Genomic DNA, 18,341 nt, shown 5'->3' with positions numbered 1-18,341 from the left:
ATTTAAAATCTGCACCGGGCCGGCGTGCCAAACCGGCACTTTTTCTGGCGCTCCGCATCGGCGCACTCCATCGTGCGATAGTGCCGAGCGCGAAATGCAGGTGCAAACGCGGCGAAGACACGAGGAGATGATATCGAATAGCTTGACGTGTCCGATATGCCGTTGCTGATCAGACGAACGACCACGGCGTCAAGGCGCCCAGCGCCGCAACGTCGGCCTTGCGCACGCTCCGCGCGAAGCCGACCGAAGGGTCGCATGCTCCCGTGCGCGCCCACTGCTCGACCAGGCTTGCGATACATCGCGCTACGGCCGGGTCGAACGTGCGGCGCGGCGGCCACCCCAGCGGAACGCTCGGAGTACCGCTGGCGAGCGCATCGACGAACAAGGTCTCGCATTCCCCTGCGCGCGCATCCCCCAGAACGACGATCGAAAGCGGCGGACGATCGTCGTCGAACAGGCCGCCGGGAAGCGCTATCACCGCACGCACGCATCCCGACGCGACAAGCTCGGCACGGACTGCGGGTTCGCAACCCCGTCCTTCATGCAGAAGCGCGTTCGCCGCAAGCAGCACTGCGTATCCGCCTGGCGCCCGGTGCGCATGGGCATGCTGTAGCCAAGCGAGATTCGCTTTATTCCGCGGAGGCACGCCGAAGGCCCAGCGTAGATCAGCCGGATCGGGAGCGGAAACGCACCACTCCCCCTGGTTCGGAGGCAGCACGGATGCAACCAGGTCGAACATCACGTCTGAGAATCGATCGTCCGTAAGCGACGGCCCCGTCCGCACCGAGTCCTGCTCGAACGACCAGCCTTCGCACCGAGCAGCCAACGCGGATGCAAGCGCATCCGAAAACCGCTCAACCTGACCCGCGAGAGCAGCTTGCGGAAAACGTTCACGAATCGCCGCAAGCACGGAGCCATCACGCATGCAAGGATCGAATGCACGCGCCACATTCGGCGCGAACGCACGGGCAACGTCGGCTAACAGATCGATTACCGTGCGAGGACACGGTGCATCGAGGTGACGCTCGGAAGTGAGCGAACCCTTGGAAACAAGCTCCGTCTGACATGCGAGCGCAAGCCATCTGACGAGCGCTCCCGTGCACGCAGCCGGAGCCAGCTCATCGAGTTCACGGATAATCCGCGTTCGCTCGTGCGCGTTCAACGCCGACGATGCACCGGTGAGCGCTTCGAGGAAGGCAAGCATCGGCTCTTCGGCGGCCAGCGCTTCAAGCTGAAGGTCCGCCGCAGCAGCAGGATCGCCCGCAGTAGCGATGCCCTTCCACCGGTCTCCCCGGTCGACCGAGCGCAAGAAGAGCAGCGGCAGAATCTCCCAAGCGGCATCGAAGGACGAACGGGGCGTACCAGCCGCATGAGCCATGTTTGAGCGCACTTCCTGCACGAGTCCGGACAGCAGCACTTTCGCCGCCATATCGGTTCCGTTGTCGGTCCCACACGTGCAACCGGTCGCAGAAAACGCAGAACCAATCGCCATGCGCGCATCCGCCCCAGCCGCGCATCCGCGTTTCCCCGACTCGACAGCGCACACCTTCTGATCCGCATCGTCCGCCCACGCCCTCGACAACAGATTGGCTGCCACATCGTCGCTGCATTCCATCAACCTGCGCGCCGTGTCTTCAACCTGCTTTCGCATCCGAACGGCACGCGCCTCAAGCCGATCGATCTCCTTGATCGTCCGAACCGCCTCATCTTGGAACGCGCGCCGCTCTTCTTGCGGAACTGCACGCACCTCCAGCTCGCCAATACGCTCGAGCGACATCGCCAACGCGTCGACAGCACGCCCCGCCACCCGCAGGCGCGGCCGCACGCCCGCGGCGGCAAGCGCAAGCACGAGTGTCTCGAATCCTATCGACGTGCCATCGGCAACCGTCACGGCAGCGCAGTCTGCCAGCGGGTACGCGCTTCTCTCCATGCGCCGGCCGAGCACGTATTGCCCCGCCTGGCCGAGCACCAGACACGGCCCTGGCACACCCGCCTCGTCGGTCGAGCCCACGATTCCCTGTGATGACACCACCGCGACAGACCCTTCGCGAGCGCGCGCCGATGCGTCGAGCGGCCGACCTTCGTGCACCGTGCACGCCTCGTCGAGCCGGAACGTCTCCGACGAGGCTGCCGTCGCTTCGAGATAGCGTGCCGCCCCTTCGTCGAAGAGCCGTCGCGCCCGCTCCTCATCTTCGGCAACCGCCGCTTCCCGTTCCTCCATGAACCGCACGAACGCACGACGCGCGGCGACGTCCGGCCAAGGCACGCGGATATGGCGGAGGCTGTTCTCGGACAGGCGAACCGTCTGCCCGCTCACGTCCGCGTGTGCGTGAGCGGGAATGCGCGACAGGATCAGCCGCAGGTACGCGATGTCCTCGTCACACTCGCAGGCTATCACGTGATACAGATCGGTTGCGGCGAACCTTCCGTGCGCCTCGACCACGCGCAGGCACCCATCGGGCGCCTCCACGTTGCACACCGATCCCAGCAGCAGATACGTACCATCGAAAGCATAATCGTCGAACGGAACGGTTCCCGTCTCCACGTACAGCGGATACGGGCCGCGTCTCAGCAGGCGCTGCACGCCGCGAACCGCGCCGCAGCGTTCGTCGAGCACGTCAGCCACTTCTTCGAGGCGCCTCGTCTCAATCGACATGGCATTCCTCCCTCTCTCTAAATTCCTCCACCAGGTCGAACACCTGCTGTCTATTGTGCACTCCCAGCTTGCGATACAGGTTCTTGCAATGCGAGCGCACCGTGTTCTCCGAAACGAACAGGGTTTCCGACATGCGGGCGACGTCGCACCCGCGTATGATGAGCTCGAGCACATCGGTCTCGCGGTTCGACAACCCGTATGTCTTCTTCATCATGCGGCTGCACACCGGGACCATATCTTGCGCGACGATGACGTTGCGCACGAGCGGTCGGATAGGCGCCTGGGGATCTTCAACCGCCTCGGCGCCTCCGGCCGAACGCGTTTTTCCAGGCGTATCCATTCCCGTGCGATCCGATCTCGGACCCTCATCTGAAGGCGCGCCCGCGATCGGGTCGAACTCATGATCGGCCCGTCCTCCCCGCCGGAGGTTGACCACCACGCCGGCGAACGAGAGCACATACGTCGACAAGAGCGCGATGACGAGTATCTGCGACACATCGAAGGTCTGGCCGAGCGCGTCGCCCACTGCCCGGCCCACCAGCACCCCGCCGTACACGATGGCGGAGAACACGCCGAACGCGGCGATAGGATCAACCTGCCGAAGCTTCGCTATCTTGATGCACGTGAGCATCATGAAGATGGACACGACTGAGAAGGCCGCGTTCGCAAGGCCGGCGAACAGCACGCGATACCCCGCATCGAAGAAGGGCAGGAACAAGAACCCCGTCATGACGGCCAAAAACAGTGCCGTATACACCGCCGAAAACGACAGTCGCCCCCGCACCTTGTCCCACGCGATCGCCAAACTCGCTGCGGCCGCGAGCATCCCCAAGGCCAGCGTGGCGTTCAGTACCGTAGACGAGCCGCCCGCCTGCTGGGCGAACATGCGCGACACGCCGCCGGCGTAGCCGATGGCGGCCGTGCACAGCATGTAGCGCCACGTGCTGCTTACGATATTCGCGAACGTTCCGGCACCGCTTTGACCGACGATGATGCCGCCGGAAGCTCGATCGAACACGTTCCCCCTACAGTGTCGCAGAAAGAGCGCGTTCAGTACCACGAAGCAGAACAGCACGACCATATAGAGCCAGAGCCACGCAATGAAGGCCACGGCAAGGTAGAATACAGCCGAAAGTGCCGAACCGACGATGATCCTGGATGCAGCCGCATCGACATCCTGTTCGGCGAACAGGCGCTGCCACACGATGAACGACAGCGATGAGCCCGCTCCGATGAGGACCGCCGAAACCAGTATCAGCGCATCGTTGGGTACGTGCATCGCGGCAAACAGTCCCGCATACCCCGCGATCAAGCAGACCGTGGAATGGTATGTCGTATCGCGTTTGCATTGCGCAGGCAGATACAGGCATCCCAGCCCGAACACGACCAGAACGCCTATGTAGCCGATGGAACGGGCAGTCTCGGCACCGCCCATGCCGCTGAACGAAAACGGCGACATGGAAGCAAGCCAGAGCAGCCCCCATGCGGAGGTCGAGCTCAAAACAAGGTATATCGCGAATCCGACGCTGTATGAATCGAAGACGCGAGCGCTTTGACCGGACATTGCGTCCTCCCCGATGCGAAACGCGCCGCCGGGCGGCGCGATCCCAGATTTCCCATATACACCATAACGTCTCGCACCCTGTCAAACGGGTGAAAACGGAGAAATTCACCTATGCCATGTGAGGTTCGCGCCCAGATTTTTTCTACACTGCGAACCAGTAGGAATGCATGCGTTCGAGCATGCGAAAGACCGAGGAGGGTTATATGGATAGCAAGAGCAAAGCGTTCGATCGTCGAAGCTTCCTCAAGGGAGCGGTGCTCGCGGGAGCCGGTACTGCGGCATTCGGATTGGCCGGATGCGCGCCGAGCGGAGAAAGCTCGTCGTCTGATGGTTCTTCGAGCGGCGCATCCTCTGCTTCTGCCGATGGGCACCTGACGGCGGACAGCATCAACAATGGCACGTGGGCGTTCGAAGTCGCACCCGAACCCGTGGCCGACAGCGAGATTGCGAACACCTACGAAGCCGACATCATCATTGTGGGCGCAGGCGTGTCGGGCCTCGCGTGCGCGGCCTCTGCGACCGAAGAGGGCGCCGAGGTAATACTCTTCGCGGCCAGCTCCCAACCCGTTGCACGCGGCGGGTCGAACCACGGCATCGGTACGAAGTTCCACGAGCGCCTGGGCATCACCGACTACACGAAGGACTCGATCGGCGGGTTCATCCGCCAGGAACTGGCGCGCAATGGATACCGCGTCGACCAGAAGAAGTGGTACAAGTGGATCAACAACTCCGCCTCAACCATGAACTGGCTCATCGATCTCATGGAAGCGAAGGGCTATACCACCACGATGGAGATCGGCTACACCGACACCGAAGGCGTGTTCTCCGCACATCCCGGATCGCATAACTGGGTGGAAACCGCCGACGGCAAAGAATCCGGCGCGGCCACTGGCGAGAACCTGGTCATCGCCATGTACGAGGAGAAGATCAAGGAGCAAGGCGGCGAGATTCACTACAACACCATCGGCCAGTACCTCGTCCGCGACGACGACGGAAAGGGCCGTGTGTCGGCCATCGTCGCAAAGGACCCTGATGGCAACTACGTGAAGTACGTCGGCCGCAAGGGCATCGTGCTGGCCACCGGCGACTTCTCCGCCAACCAGGACATGATGGCGAAGTACTGCTCATGGGTAGCCCCGCTTCTGCAGTACAACGAGGTGGACTACGACGCCATGTTCCAGTTCGGCGGCCTTGGACCGGGAGACGGCCAGAAGATGGGTCTGTGGGCAGGCGCTGCTTGGCAGCAGACGCTTCCCAACGCGCCTATGATCGACGCCGTGGGCCCCATGCCTTACCGCCAGTCCATCGCCGACTTCTCGGGCTTGCTGCTCAACAAAAAAGGACAGCGCTACTCAAACGAAGACGTCATCTTCTCGTATGGCACCTACGCCATGATGATGCAGCCCGATATGACCCGCTACGGCGTATGGGATGCCGCCTACGCAAACCACTTCGACTCCTGGGAGACCTTCGGCACCACTATCGTTGAGCATGAGGGTAAAGACGCCTACACGCCCGAGCAGTACCGGGCCCTGTGGGACGAGAACGTGGAGAAAGGGACGTTCGTTAGGGGCGACACGATCGAAGAAGTGTTGGCCCAGCTGGACGGCCTGGATGCCGAGCAGGCCAAGGCATCCGTCGATCGCTACAACGAGCTGTGCGCCGCCGGCAAGGACGAGGACTTCCACAAGGATGCTTCGCTCATGGCCCCCATCACGGAGGGTCCCTTCTACGGTTGCAAGCTCGAAATGAGTCCTGCGAATTTCCTGTGCGTCACAGGCGGATTGCGCACCAACGAGAACATGCAGGTGTGCGACGCCGAAGACAACCCCATCGAAGGCCTGTACAACCTCGGTATCATGGTGGGCGACAGCTACGCGAACTGCTACAACTTCGCCATCTGCGGCCACAACCTGGGCATGAACTGCAACACGTTTGCTTATCTGCTGGGCAAGGACTTGGCTGAAGCGTAGGCGAGAGCCTGCCGACCCGAGCCTGGCTGTTCCGGCAGGCTCGGGTCGAGCCTCCTCGGCAAGTCCGGATCCGGCTGCGACTCGTCCGTCAGAGCGGAGAGCGGGATGGCCGGGTCGAAGCCGGCTAACCAACTGCGGCGAGCCGACGCTTTTCCTAAAACAATACCGGCTTGCGTGCATCGTGCACTCGAGCGCGGGCCGCGCGCCCGCATTTCCCCCGAACGAGACCGGGGCCGATTTCCCTCCCTCCCCTGGCCCCGGCTCGTTTCACTTTCATTCAGGATCCTGCCCGCTGCAGAAACCAGTGCGCAGAATGCCCGTATCAGGCGCTCCCTCTGCAAGCCCAGCCTTGCGAGCTTGCGTTCGTGTTGCCAAAAAAGTGCCGGTTTGGCACAGATTTTGGCAGAATCGAGGCCTTCCAAGCCCAGCGCCTTCGGTAGTGAGGGCAAAACCCCAGGTGATCACTTCTCGACCTTGATCTCAACCGCAGTTGGCGTGCCAAACCGACGCTTTTTTTGGCGCTCCGCATCGGTGCGCTTTAGCATGCTATAGCGTCGAAAATCGACTCGTGAATAACGGCTCAGCCTGGGCCATTGCAGGAACTGCCGACCACCGGACGTTTCAACGTGTAAAGTCGCCGGTCGTTCCAACGTGTAAAGGCCCACCTCCGAAGAGACGGGCCTTTACATTCATGCAAGAGGCGCATGCGGAACGCCGAAACGCACCGCGAATGCGAATCCTAGCGCTTGCTGAACTGCGGGCGCTTGCGAGCCTTCTTCAAGCCGTACTTCTTGCGCTCCACCATACGGGAGTCGCGCGTGAGGTAGCCGGCCTTCTTGAGCTCGGCGCGGTAGTCGCCGGCATCGAGCAGGGCGCGGGAAATGCCGTGGCGCAGTGCCCCGGCCTGGCCCGAAATGCCGCCGCCGTTGATGCGGGCGATAACGTCGAAATGGTCCATCGTATCCGTGACTTTGAACGGCGTCTTCGCGTAGTTCACGAGCGCGTCGCGACCGAAGTAGTCCTGCGCCTCGCGACCGTTGATAGTCATTTTACCGGTGCCGGGAACAAGGCGCACGCGAGCGACGGCGTTCTTGCGGCGGCCGGTGCCGTAGTACAAAGCTTCACCTGCCATTGGTTAACCCTCCATCTTGATCTCGCGGGGCTTCTGAGCCATGTGCGGATGCTCCGCGCCCGTATAAACCTTGAGCTTCTTGCCCATGGCGCGGCCGAGCGTGTTCTTCGGAAGCATGCCCTTCACGGCATGCTCGATGACGCGCTCAGGATGCTTGGCCATGGCCTCTTCGAAGGTTTCAGACTTGAGACCGCCGGGAAAACCGCTGTGGCGGAAGTATTCCTTCGAGCTGGCCTTCGTGCCCGTCACGCGGATCTTGTCCGCATTGATGATGATCACGAAATCGCCCGTGTCCACGTGCGGCGTGTACTGCGGCTTGTGCTTGCCCTTGAGGATATGAGCGGCCTTGGTGGCGACGCGGCCGAGCACTTGGTCCGTCGCATCGATCAAGACCCATTCGCGCTCAACTTCGTTGGGCTTCGCGTAATACGTCTTCACTGCTGTCCTCCATACATCTGTCCTGCCCCGCCATGCGGGGCGGGTCCCCGTCGCGAGTCGCGGCATTTCGCCCCACGGCTTGCAACGGCTGTTTGTTTTCAAAAGTGCAGGTCGATCGGATGCCGGGTTCCTACGCCGACGCGCGACTTCGGGCCTGGACTCCCTTGTCTGCGTTTCCGCCTTATCCTGCATGCACGGGGCTTTTGAAAGCGAACCTTTGCATTGTAAACAGCGGGGGCCCACGAAGTCAACGGGAAACATCCACGTTCTGACCGATCTGCACAAATGAGCCGCCGGGCCGCATCTCAACAGGCAGCCCGGCGGCTGGAGAACCCCCTTTCAGATCGCGCATGCAACGTGTGCAAGCGCGCGGGCAACGGTACCAAACCCGCCAACGTGCAAAGCCTTCCGAACGCCTACGACCGCATCGAGAGCAGCTGCTGATGCTCGTCGTGGACCTTCGGCACAAGCAAACGGAATGTCGCGAGCAGGACCAGCGTTGCAACCGACACCGGCTCGAATGCCCCCGCCAGCAGCACGGCCGTCGCGCACCACGCCGCGCATGCAAGGCCGAGCCCCAGCGCGATGCGCCGGGCGGGCCTCAGCGCGTATCCATCGTAGAGCCAGGAAAACCCGTAGAGATGGACGGCCACCGATGCAATGCCGACAGCCAGGCAGAACAGAGCCTCGAACCGTAGAAGCGTGGCGATGCTGAGCCCGTTGCGGTACGCCCCTCCTTCAGCGACGAGCTCCCAGCTCGAAAGTTCTTGCCCTTGGAACGTGGCGAGCACGGTGAACCCTGCGCACAGCAGACCCGCGAACGCACCCCAGACGAAGAACCCGTTCAACAGGCGATGGGCGCGCGTGCGGTACTTCGTCATGGGCAAGCCGTCGTCGCCAATGCGACGGCCTTGGGCATCGAAACGCTTCTCCTGGCGCGGCCGACTCGCGAACCCGCGCTGGCAAGGCCCCGGCTTCTGTTTCTGCTTTTTCTTGCTCATGATCCCTCGATTCCGGTAATGTCAGAACGGCCCTTCCCCTGCTGCGACCAACGACCGATGAGAGCGCCGGCAGGCGCATCGGCGCTCTCCACGAGCCTACCTGGCTCAATCGGCATCCAGCTCGACGACGCTTCGACTCTCGGCCGACTTCAATATCGCCTGGACGACCTTGAGCGTGGCCAGGCCCTCCTCGCCCGAGCAGCGCGGAACCAGCTCCACGCCGTCGATCAGGTCGCCGAAATGCTCGAGCGTCGCCGTGGCAGGATCGGGACGGCCCACCTCGTAATGGGTTTTCAAAAGCGGCTCGGTCCAGCCGTACTGACCGGGGCCGTAACGGTAGAAATCCATGTTCGGAAGCCCGAACGACCCTTTGGTCCCGAATACGCGCAGGCTGTTCTCGCCCGGCCGGCAGTTGATGAAATGCATCTCCTCGGCCGCCAGATCGTAGCCCCAGGGACCAGGCACGCCGTCCGACACGAAGTACGTGCACGTGGGTCCTTCGGCATACTCGAACACGATGGAGGCGGAGTCTTCGACCTCACCGCCGCGAATGCTGTTGCGCGCAGCCGCGTACAGACGCTTTACCCGCATGCCCGTAAGGTAGTGCAGATCGTCAACGTCATGGATCGCGTTGATCAGCAGCGGGCCTGTCGTGCGGTGCCAATCTATGTCGAAGTAGGAATCGGGCTTGGCGTAGATTGCCGAACACTGAATGCCCACGATATCGCCCAGATTGCCCGCTTCTATAAACTGCTTGAGGAAGAGCATCGTGGCCGACGACCGCCTTTGATGGCCGATGAGCAGCGTCGCCCCCGCCTGATCGCACGCATCGATGATCATGCGCGCATCCTCTTCGGTGTCGGCGATGGGCTTCTCGACCAGCAGGTGCTTGATGCCCACCGCTAAAGCCGCCTTCACGGCCGGCAAGTGCAGGCCGTTGGGAAGGGCGATTACAACGCCGTCCAGCACAACTGATTCCAGCAGCTCCTGGTAATCCTCGTAGAGCGGAGCGCCCAGCTCGGCGGCGACAGCCTGCGCCTGCGGCCCCATTCCCGCTACCGCCGCAAGGTCGAACCGCTCGCTTGCTGCCGCATCGCGCGCGGCCTTCGCCCCCTGGTTCAGGCCCAGGACGGCCAGTCTGATTGCTTCCATGTTCGGTACCTCCTCAAGTCGTGTTGCCACAAGGCCGCACGTCCAACGAGGTCCGCATCCGAATAGACAGCCACGTCTTTCTTCTTCGAGGGTACCAGGTGCGCCCGAAACCGTACAATTAAATCTGTTCAGGGAAGATGCCTTCGTTTGAGAGTTTCAATCCGCAGAGCGGAAGCACACCGGGCGCGAAGGAGCCGAGCGCCGAGAAAGACGCCACGATGATCTTGAACGCGCGACTCCCAGACGCGCAGAAGGGCCGGTGCCCCTCCCCCAGAAGGCCCCGGCCCTTCTTATGCAGCTGCCGCTGTTGCTGTAGCGGCGGCACGCTCGAGATGCAGGCGAACTGCCGGCACGACGCGTCTCGGGCTAACGGGTGCAACCGGGAAAATTCAGCTGCCCATGCCCTCGGCTGCGCCCGCTCGGGCCGGATAGCGTGGGCCGCATTCCGCGCCTGTCCCTACTTCGTATCCTGAAGCACGCCCTCGCTGATCTCCTCGAGCGATTTGCCGCGCGTCTCTACACCCAGCACGGCCACGATAACGGCCCCGACAATCGCGATGCCGCCCGAAGCCAGGTACACGCCCACGGCCCCGATGCCGCTATTCAGGAAGAACGCGATCCAGATAGGATTCAATATGGCGCCGATACGGCCGAACGCGTTGGCCAACCCGGCGCCGCGCACGCGGATCTGGGTGGGGAACGGCTCAGGAAGGTACACGGAACTGCAGATCAGCGACCAGTAGTACGTGATGACGGTCATAAGGAAGCCGACGATGATGATGAGTACGGTCTGATCGACCGGAATCATGGCCCAAGCGTAGCCGAACACCGCCGTGAGCGTGAAGCCCACCACCAGCTGTATCTTGCGGCCCAGCTTGTCGACGAACACGCTCAACAGCGCGACGCCCACCGGGATGCCCAGCAGCATGATCGTGGTGAGCGCAACCGAGTACGTGACATCGAATCCGCGCGAGACGAAGATGGTCGGCGTCCACGTGACGATGGTGTAGACGCACACGAAGTTGACGAAACAGATAGTGCAGGCGACGATGGTCCGGGGCAGCATCTTCTTGGTGAACAGGAACGTGAAGGGAAGCTGCTTGACCTCGGTAGCGGCCGCGCGCGACGCGTCGGCTTCGATCTTGCAATCCGGCACCGGCTCGATATCGTGGCCGGCGGCACGCATGATGTCCTCGTATTTCGTGACGATGGCATCGGCCTCTTCGTTGCGCCCATGCTGGGCGAGCCAACGGGGCGAATCGTCCATGTACTTGAGCACGAGCACCGCGACAATGAGGCCGACGAGGCCGCACACTCCGAAGATGGCACGCCATCCGACAAGCGGGAGCATGATCAGGCACATGAACGACGCGATAGGCGTTCCGCAGTTGGCGATGAGCCCGACCCACGCCTGGTAGCGCCCTCGGACCTTCGGGGGAGTGTATTCGCTGAGCGACCCGTATCCGGCAGGATAGGCCGCCCCCAAGCCGAATCCCATGAAGAACCGGCAGACGATGAGGACGGTCATGTTCGGGGCAAAGGTCGCCACCAGGCAGAACACCGAGAACAGCGATGCGAAGAACACGAGTCCCTTCCTGCGCCCGAACTTGTCCGATACGATGCCGGCCAACAATCCACCGATCAGATAACCGAACGCCGTCATCGATACGAAGATGGAGTTCAGGTTGTTGTCCGACCATCCCGAAGCCAGCAGCTGGGCAATGATGGGACCGGCGATGTTCATGTCGAGGCTGTCGCAGAATGCGACGCCGCCGATAAGCCACAGCACTTTGCGATGCGCCTTGCCGGCCGGCAGCCTGTCCAAGCGGGCCGCTATGCCGTGGTACGAGCGCTGCACGATGTCGGCATTGACTGCTTCGAGCCGGTCGATGCGCGCGTTGATATTTGCAGCTGAAGCCATGTTCCCTCCTTGAGATAGGGTTGATGTGCAGAAAGACATCTGTTCCGTGGCTGAATGCGGATGCGGATCCCGCCAGATGCGGCTCTCGCCTCTCTCCTGCCCATCGGATTGGGCTCCCCCCCCCGCCTCCTTCCTCTCGGCTTATTCGATAGTAAAGAACATGCGCACCCCGGTGAACGCACATGGTTTTGCATCGGCAATCCGCATGCCCTCCGGTTGAAAAAGCCAATGGGAGACGGGGTTTGTCGCGATTCGGAACAGCGCATGAGCGCGGCGATGCCTCATCCAGCATAGAGAAGCAGCTCGAAGGATTCGAGTAGAATCGTGCAACCGCAGGACGCGCTTGCGCAAGCTTCAGCGCGGCGAGATCATCATATCCCCGCCGCCGCTGCGGGGACTCGCGTTCTTAAACTCGTAGCCTTTCATGAAGGAGACAAACTCTTCGACCGCGAAAGGCAGGCGCTCGCGCTTGCGGTAGCTCAGATAGAACGTGTGGAAGTCCGTCGGAGCCTCTTTGACGGGGATGGGCACGATGTCGGGGAACGCATCGAGCAGCCACGAGTGGCATGCGATGGCCATCACGTCGGGATCGGCCGTCACCAGGGAGCAGAGCGTGATCTCGTCGGAATACTCGCACGAAACGTTCAATCCGCTCCCTTTGCTCAGCAAGGCGTTCACCTCGGCGGCGAACGGACCTGCAGTATTGCGATAGGTGATGAGCTTGATGCCACGAAGCTCGTTGAGCGAAATCTCCGCCCTTCCAGCAAGAGGATGGGAGCGGTTGACCACGAGAGCGACCCGCTGCGTGAAGCAGGGTATGGAGGCCACATCCGAATCGCCTTTGCCGAGCACGCCAGCGAAGATAACGTCGACCGAACCGTTCTTCAGCTCGTGCATGAGGCTTTCGGTCGTGCCCTGCTTCCATTTGAACTGCACCTTGCTATGCGAGTGCTCGCGGTAGTCCCTGATGGCTTCTGACCACGCCTGACTCTGGATAGAGTAGACCGTACCCACGGTCATAACGCCGAATTCGAGCGAAGCTCGCTCCCGAATAAGCGAGACGGCGTGGTCGAGCGCGTTCGTGGCCACGACCACCGCCTCATAAAGATCTTCCCCGTCGATCGTGAGCTCGAGGGTGTTGCGCTTCTTCTTGATGAGCGCGACCCCCAGCTCCTTCTCTAAGTTCGAAACCGCAAGCGACAGCGTGGGCTGTGCGATGAACAGTTCCTTCGCTGCACGCGAATAGTTCCGCACCTCGACGAGCTTCCTGAAGTAGTACAGATGCGCGAGATTCATCGTAGCCTCACTCTCAGTGAGAAAGCCCCCCCCCCGACGTATCTCTTGACACGTATCGTGCGTTCGTGCGAGGGGTTGGCAATCGCAGAGAGCGCGATTGCTCCGAGATCGCTCCGATCAAGACGGGAGACCCTTCCATTGCCGACGGCTTTCCGCACCCGGCCAAGCCGTCGGCCTCATTGTAGCGTCCACAAGCCGAGCCTTGTCAATACTCAGCGGCGACGTTCTGGGCAAACGCACGGGCCAGACCCGCCCACTCGTCGATGCAGGCGAGGTCCGATGCGGAGCGAGGCGGCAAGCCGTTCGACGCGGTTCGAAGGCGATGCTATGTTCGGAGCGCGCGGCGTCGGTCGGGTAAGGGAGGGGGAGCCGGCCGACGGCGCGCAGGAGGATGCCGAGGCGGATCGAACCCGCCCCGGCCGGGATGAGCTTTACGCTTGAGCCAGCTCCTGGCCCAGAAGATAGCCGTAGGTGATGCAACGCCCGTGGCTGTTGCCGGCCACGTTGATGGGATAGTCGACGGCGGTGATGTCGCCCATCGTGTTGCCGAGCGCATACAGGCCCTCGATGGGGGCGCCTTCGGCGTCGAGGCACTGGAAATCGACGTTGGTGCGCAGGCCCCCCGTGACGGTGAGCAGCGCCGGACCGACCTTCAGCGCGTAGAACGGACCCTGCTTGACCGGCGTCAGGAACACGGGCTTCTTGTAGTAGTCGGTGTCCTCGCCCGCTTCGCACATGCCGTTGTAGCGCTCGACCGTCGCCGTGAGTGTGGCGGCGTCGCAGCCGATCTGCTTCGCCAGCTCTTCCAGCGTGTCGGCCTGGTAGGCGATGCCTTGCTCGACGTAAGCCGGGATCTGCGTCTCGAAGTAGTCGGCCGCCAGCTGCGGATCGCTGCCGTACGGGCGGAAGGAGTCCCAGAACATACCGCCGCCGTAGGGCAGGCCGTTCACGAGGTCGGTAGGCCAATTCGCATCGAAGACGGACCAGGCCTCGCCGTTCGGCTGGCGGTTGATGGCCAGCGACTTGCCCTGCACCCACGTGTCCTCGCACATGAAGCGCTCGCCGTTGTCGTTCACGAACAAAAACGGCCCGTGGAACCAGCAGAACGCCTGCGGGTGCATCATCGTGGGCAGCGGCAGATCCTGCAACTGCGCGCCGGCCCACATGCCCATCTTGTGGCCGTCGCCCGTATTCACGCCCACCGGCGTGTACTGGCTGCGCGGCTGACCGTACTCGGCGCAGATGGGAGCATACGCCTTGCACATCTCGATATCGCCGCCGATATCGCCCGTGCACAGCACCACGCCCTTGCTGGCGTTGTACTGCACGTAACCGTCCGACGTCTCGCAGACGCAGCCAATCACTTTATTCCCGTCCTTGACCAGCTGGATGGCGGGGCTGTCGAACACGAACTGGGCGCCGGCCTCGACTGCGTCGAGGTAGCACAGCTCGGCGCCAGCGAAACCGGTGGAGGTGAGCCCGGCGTCCTCGGGAAACATGAGCATATGGTAGCCGGGCTGCTCGGCGTAGACGTCGTCATGACTGTAGAACGCGCCGACCATGGCGGAGCCGCCGCGCGCTTCGGCCTTGTCGAGCAGCCAGTTCGACGCCTCTTCGGAATTGTTGAAGAACTTGACGATGAGATCCTCATTCGCGCGGCTGGCGCACTGCGCGATCCAGTGCTGCTTGGCGTTCACCTTGTCCACCTTGATGCCCAACTCGTCCATGTAGCGCGAATTGATGGCGCCGAACCCACCGCCGCGGCCGTTCCAGCTGGGGGACTTCTCCACGACGGTCACGGAGCCGCCCTTCTCGGCAGCCGAGCAGGCACAGGCGCAGCCCGCGATGCCCGCGCCGATGATGAGGATGTCGGCGTCCACCGTGCTCGCGATATCCGTGATGGGCTCGGGCGCGACCTCCCATGCGTACTGCGCCTGACCCGTTGCCGCGGATTCACTCGAGTCGGACGAGCCGGCCGCCGGCGAGCAGCCGGCCAGGCCCGCAGCGCCCGCTGCGACGGCAGCCGTGGCGCCAAGGCCTAAAAAGGCGCGGCGCGACAGGCCGCTCTTGGTGATTTCTGACATATGATGCCCCTTTCGTATTCGCACGGACTCCCTCGGCCCGCGCCTTGGATGGAGCGCCGCGCGCGGCATATCAGACGTGCTGTAGGCCGGGCGACCGCGCCGCCCGAAGCCGATCCTGCCGAAATGCGGTGGCTCCTTGTGCCGATACTGCACCATCCTCAGCGGTTCCGTCATCGAACGATGCGGCCCATTTCCGCAGGAAACCACGGTATGGGCCGCATCGGCCCATACCGTTTCGCCGGTTGCGGCCTTGCGCGGCACCGGGTGTTTTGCTAGTTTGAAGCGGGGATTTCGGAGGGGATGGGACGATATGCGCGCACCGCGACAACAAGACGAAGGCGCCCGGTTCTCGGGCTGGCGCCTGCTGGGATTGGGATTCTGGCAAGCTTGGCAGATGATAAGCATGTGCACAGGAACCCTCGTGCCCGATTCCGGCCGATTCCCTTCCGCCGGCAACGCGCTTCTGTGGGTGCTCACGCTCATCGCGTTGGGGTTCCTCGTCGTCATGCTCACGGCAAAAAAGCACGCTCCGTTCCTCGCACGCCGAGCGTTCTTCCTGTTGGCAGGGGGACTGACCGCCGCCGGCACCGTGATCGTACCGGTAGCGCTCACGTATGGCCAAGGCCCAGCAAGCTTCGCCCTCTTCTTGGCGGGCGCGGCGGCGGTCTCGTTCGGCAATGCGCTCCTGCTCATCATGTGGGGCGAGCTGTGGAGCGCGCTGGCCACCGGCCGCGTGGGACGTCATCTGTACGTGTCGTATACGTTCGCGTTCGTGCTGTTCTTCGCCGCGAACGCCCTGCCCTTCTGGGCGGCCGTCGCGTTCAACGCGCTCATGCCCATAATTTCAGCCGCTATCCTGACAGCCTGCAAGCAGGAACCGCGCCGCGAACCGTCCGTGCTGCCGCTTGACGTGAGGACCGTGCCCGTGCTGCGCATCCTCGTCTGCATCCTCGTGATCAGCATCGCGTACGGCACGTCGCAAGGTATGGTGAATACGTTCGCAGACGGGGATGCTTCGTTCATCGCGAAAGCCCTGCTGCTGGCGGGCGGAGGCATCGCGGCCATCACGCTGTCGATGGTGGTGGCGCCCTCGTCCGCCGAGCCTATCGCACTGTATCGCCCGGTCATTCCCGCTATGGTGGCCGGACTCATTCTGCTGCTCCTGCTGCCGCCGACCTTCCGGTTCCTGGGCGCGGGACTCATCATCATGGGCGTGTACTGCCTGGACATGTTCATGATGCTCGTATCCACCGACGTGGCGTTCCGCGCGCGCATCCCCGTTGCGCTCTCCTTCGGCCTGTGCATCTTCTGCGCGCGCACCGGCACACTGATCGGTTCGTTCGCCGCGAATGCGGCGCTGCAGCCGGCTCTCTGGTCAGACGCACTGCGCACGGACGTGTTCTTGGCCGGCGTCCTTGTCCTCGTGCTCGTGGGTATGCTGTTCTTCACGCAGACCGACGTCCACAAGCTGTACGGCACGCCGCGCGAAGGAACCGCCGATGCCAGCCTCGAGCAGAAATGCGCGGACATCACGGACATGTGTCGCCTGACGAACCGCGAGGCCGAGGTGCTGGTACTGCTGGCCCGCGGACGCACCGTGCGCTACATCTGCGACGAATTATCCATAGCCCAAGGTACCGCAAAGCACCATGTGAGCAATATCTATCGCAAAATGGGCGTCTTCGACCGCCAAGGCCTGCTCGACACCATCGAGCAAGGCGGCGTGGGGAAGCCGGGCTGGGAATAGCGGCCCCTACACCACCTGATGCCTCCTGAAAGCCCTCGCAGCCAGGGGCACGCACACAATCAGAGCGAGCGCATAGATGCCCACGAGCAAGCCCACGAGGTCCACCGCGAACGGGCCCGCCTGGTACGACACGAGCGCGTTGAACAGCACCTGATCGTTCAAGGCGTTGAGAGGGAACAGGTACAGCGCGTGCAACAGCATGGCGTTGCCGCCGGAGGGAACCATGCCCGTGAGGAAGATGAGCGCCGCACAGGTGACGAAGATGGCCAGCTGGGAACGCAGCTTCGACGACAGCAACAGCGTGAGCGCCGCAAAGCCGAGGGTGATGAGGTAGGCGATCCCCACCGCGATCCACGTCGCTTCGGCCATCGTGAGGTCGTAGGGGATGCCGAGCGACAGCACCTGCACCGGCAGGTCCCCGCCCTCGGCGCCGAAGAACGCGAGCGCCGCGCCCATGATGATCAGCGCCGCCAGCGCGAAGTAGACCGTGGCGAACACGAATGCCGCGACGATCTTCGCCGCGACGAGCTTCGATCGCCCGTAACGCGCGGCCAGCAGCACGGCGTCAGTGCGATCCTGGTACTCGCCCGCGAACACGGGCGTGAGCGCCACGCAGACGGCCACCATCGCGAAGGCGAAGAACCCGAGGCAGGCCAGCACGTCACCCCATCCGCCCGCGTACCCGTACGCGAGCGGCTCGCCCACTGCCGCCTGCTTCTCCGTCCAGTACGCGCGCTCCGCGTCGGAGTACGCCCAGGTGCCGCCCATGCCGTCGTCGAGCGTGCGCTGCAGCTTGTCGGCGATCGCTCCGTAGAACCCGTCGGCAGCGCCATCGTCGAGCTGGGCCGCCACCTGGTACGGCTCGAGCGCGCCCGCCTTCCACGGCGAGAATAGGTAGGCATAGTAGGTGTCGTAGATCGCACGGAACTCGTCCTCGTCGTACGCCTGCTTCATGAGCGCGTACGCCGCCTCGCCGCTGAGCCCGCTCACGTCGGCGGGGTCCACCTTCGAAAACGCGAGTTCCTTGTACGCAGCCACCTCGTCCTGCACGCGCTCGACGCTCAGCACGCCTTCGTGCGAGGCGGCCTTCTCCTTCTGGTACGCGATGGCGGCGGTGCCGTTCAGCACTTCGCCCGTGTCGGACGCCGTCTTCGTCTGCACGATGTTGAGCATCATGATCCCGCACAGCATCACGAGGATGCCCGCGCAGGCGATGAGCGACGCGCGGCGCACGAACAACTTCTTGAGCTCGAATCTCACCAGATCAAACATGGTATATTCCTTCTCCCACCAGTTGAATAAAAGTCAGCGAGAAGCGTCGAGGTGCCCGAGATCGCTTCGTTTCGCGGCCGAGCGTGCTTCGCACGTGCTGAACAA

At 62.9% G+C, this 18,341-nt stretch carries 12 protein-coding genes; 2 read left to right on the top strand and 10 right to left on the bottom strand.

What is annotated here, in order from left to right:
- Positions 1-169 precede the first annotated feature (169 nt).
- On the bottom strand, positions 170-2,656 hold the full coding sequence (locus C2L71_RS05395; protein WP_103264756.1) for an N-6 DNA methylase: 2,487 nt from the start codon (positions 2,654-2,656) through the stop codon (positions 170-172).
- On the bottom strand, positions 2,646-4,220 hold the full coding sequence (locus tag C2L71_RS05390) for a helix-turn-helix transcriptional regulator (protein ID WP_103264755.1): 1,575 nt from the start codon (positions 4,218-4,220) through the stop codon (positions 2,646-2,648). The genes C2L71_RS05395 and C2L71_RS05390 overlap by 11 nt, the downstream gene beginning before the upstream one ends.
- A 203-nt stretch (positions 4,221-4,423) precedes the next feature.
- Here C2L71_RS05390 and C2L71_RS05385 point away from each other — a divergent pair, with 203 nt between their 5' ends.
- Positions 4,424-6,193: an FAD-dependent oxidoreductase gene (locus C2L71_RS05385; RefSeq protein ID WP_103264754.1), complete on the top strand. Its 1,770-nt coding sequence runs from the start codon at positions 4,424-4,426 to the stop codon at positions 6,191-6,193.
- A 739-nt stretch (positions 6,194-6,932) separates the two neighbouring features.
- Here C2L71_RS05385 and rpsI read toward each other — a convergent pair.
- The 7 genes from rpsI to C2L71_RS05350 form a co-directional block, all read right to left on the bottom strand.
- Positions 6,933-7,325 (bottom strand): 30S ribosomal protein S9, encoded by a 393-nt coding sequence (gene rpsI, locus C2L71_RS05380; RefSeq protein ID WP_103264753.1) that lies wholly within the window; start codon positions 7,323-7,325, stop codon positions 6,933-6,935.
- A gap of 3 nt (positions 7,326-7,328) precedes the next feature.
- Entirely contained in the window at positions 7,329-7,763 is a 435-nt protein-coding gene (gene rplM, locus C2L71_RS05375; protein WP_103264752.1) for a 50S ribosomal protein L13, read from the bottom strand.
- Positions 7,764-8,179: 416 nt separating this feature from the next.
- Positions 8,180-8,764, bottom strand: coding sequence for a hypothetical protein (locus C2L71_RS05370; RefSeq protein ID WP_103264751.1), 585 nt, complete (start codon positions 8,762-8,764; stop codon positions 8,180-8,182).
- Between the two features lie 105 nt (positions 8,765-8,869).
- Complete coding sequence (locus C2L71_RS05365) at positions 8,870-9,916, bottom strand: Gfo/Idh/MocA family protein (protein ID WP_103264750.1); 1,047 nt, start codon at positions 9,914-9,916, stop codon at positions 8,870-8,872.
- A 457-nt stretch (positions 9,917-10,373) separates the two neighbouring features.
- A complete protein-coding gene (locus C2L71_RS05360; protein ID WP_157938929.1) occupies positions 10,374-11,837 on the bottom strand; it encodes an MFS transporter in 1,464 nt (487 codons plus the stop codon).
- Positions 11,838-12,191: 354 nt separating this feature from the next.
- The gene (locus tag C2L71_RS05355) at positions 12,192-13,133 is read right to left on the bottom strand and encodes a LysR family transcriptional regulator (RefSeq protein WP_103264748.1); all 942 of its coding nucleotides are present in this window, start codon (positions 13,131-13,133) and stop codon (positions 12,192-12,194) included.
- A 431-nt stretch (positions 13,134-13,564) separates the two neighbouring features.
- A complete protein-coding gene (locus C2L71_RS05350; protein WP_103264747.1) occupies positions 13,565-15,217 on the bottom strand; it encodes an FAD-dependent oxidoreductase in 1,653 nt (550 codons plus the stop codon).
- Positions 15,218-15,527: 310 nt separating this feature from the next.
- On the opposite strand from C2L71_RS05350, the gene C2L71_RS05345 reads away from it, so the two are divergent.
- Positions 15,528-16,964 (top strand): response regulator transcription factor, encoded by a 1,437-nt coding sequence (locus tag C2L71_RS05345; protein ID WP_103264746.1) that lies wholly within the window; start codon positions 15,528-15,530, stop codon positions 16,962-16,964.
- 6 nt (positions 16,965-16,970) lie between these two features.
- Here C2L71_RS05345 and C2L71_RS05340 read toward each other — a convergent pair whose 3' ends face one another.
- On the bottom strand, positions 16,971-18,236 hold the full coding sequence (locus C2L71_RS05340; protein ID WP_103264745.1) for an ABC transporter permease: 1,266 nt from the start codon (positions 18,234-18,236) through the stop codon (positions 16,971-16,973).
- Positions 18,237-18,341 lie beyond the last annotated feature (105 nt).

Source organism: Enteroscipio rubneri (assembly GCF_002899715.1).
GTDB classification, from domain to species: domain Bacteria; phylum Actinomycetota; class Coriobacteriia; order Coriobacteriales; family Eggerthellaceae; genus Enteroscipio; species Enteroscipio rubneri.
This window is presented reverse-complemented; position numbering and strand designations above follow the sequence as displayed.

Bases quoted from the DNA above. Each gene is read 5' to 3' on its own strand.
- C2L71_RS05350 (WP_103264747.1), bottom strand. From the start codon at position 15,217: ATGTCAGAAATCACCAAGAGCGGCCTGTCGCGCCGCGCCTTTTTAGGC.
- C2L71_RS05395 (WP_103264756.1), bottom strand. From the start codon at position 2,656: ATGTCGATTGAGACGAGGCGCCTCGAAGAAGTGGCTGACGTGCTCGAC.
- C2L71_RS05360 (WP_157938929.1), bottom strand. From the start codon at position 11,837: ATGGCTTCAGCTGCAAATATCAACGCGCGCATCGACCGGCTCGAAGCA.
- C2L71_RS05390 (WP_103264755.1), bottom strand. From the start codon at position 4,220: ATGTCCGGTCAAAGCGCTCGCGTCTTCGATTCATACAGCGTCGGATTC.
- C2L71_RS05340 (WP_103264745.1), bottom strand. From the start codon at position 18,236: ATGTTTGATCTGGTGAGATTCGAGCTCAAGAAGTTGTTCGTGCGCCGC.
- C2L71_RS05355 (WP_103264748.1), bottom strand. From the start codon at position 13,133: ATGAATCTCGCGCATCTGTACTACTTCAGGAAGCTCGTCGAGGTGCGG.
- C2L71_RS05370 (WP_103264751.1), bottom strand. From the start codon at position 8,764: ATGAGCAAGAAAAAGCAGAAACAGAAGCCGGGGCCTTGCCAGCGCGGG.
- C2L71_RS05345 (WP_103264746.1), top strand. From the start codon at position 15,528: ATGCGCGCACCGCGACAACAAGACGAAGGCGCCCGGTTCTCGGGCTGG.
- C2L71_RS05365 (WP_103264750.1), bottom strand. From the start codon at position 9,916: ATGGAAGCAATCAGACTGGCCGTCCTGGGCCTGAACCAGGGGGCGAAG.
- rpsI (WP_103264753.1), bottom strand. From the start codon at position 7,325: ATGGCAGGTGAAGCTTTGTACTACGGCACCGGCCGCCGCAAGAACGCC.
- C2L71_RS05385 (WP_103264754.1), top strand. From the start codon at position 4,424: ATGGATAGCAAGAGCAAAGCGTTCGATCGTCGAAGCTTCCTCAAGGGA.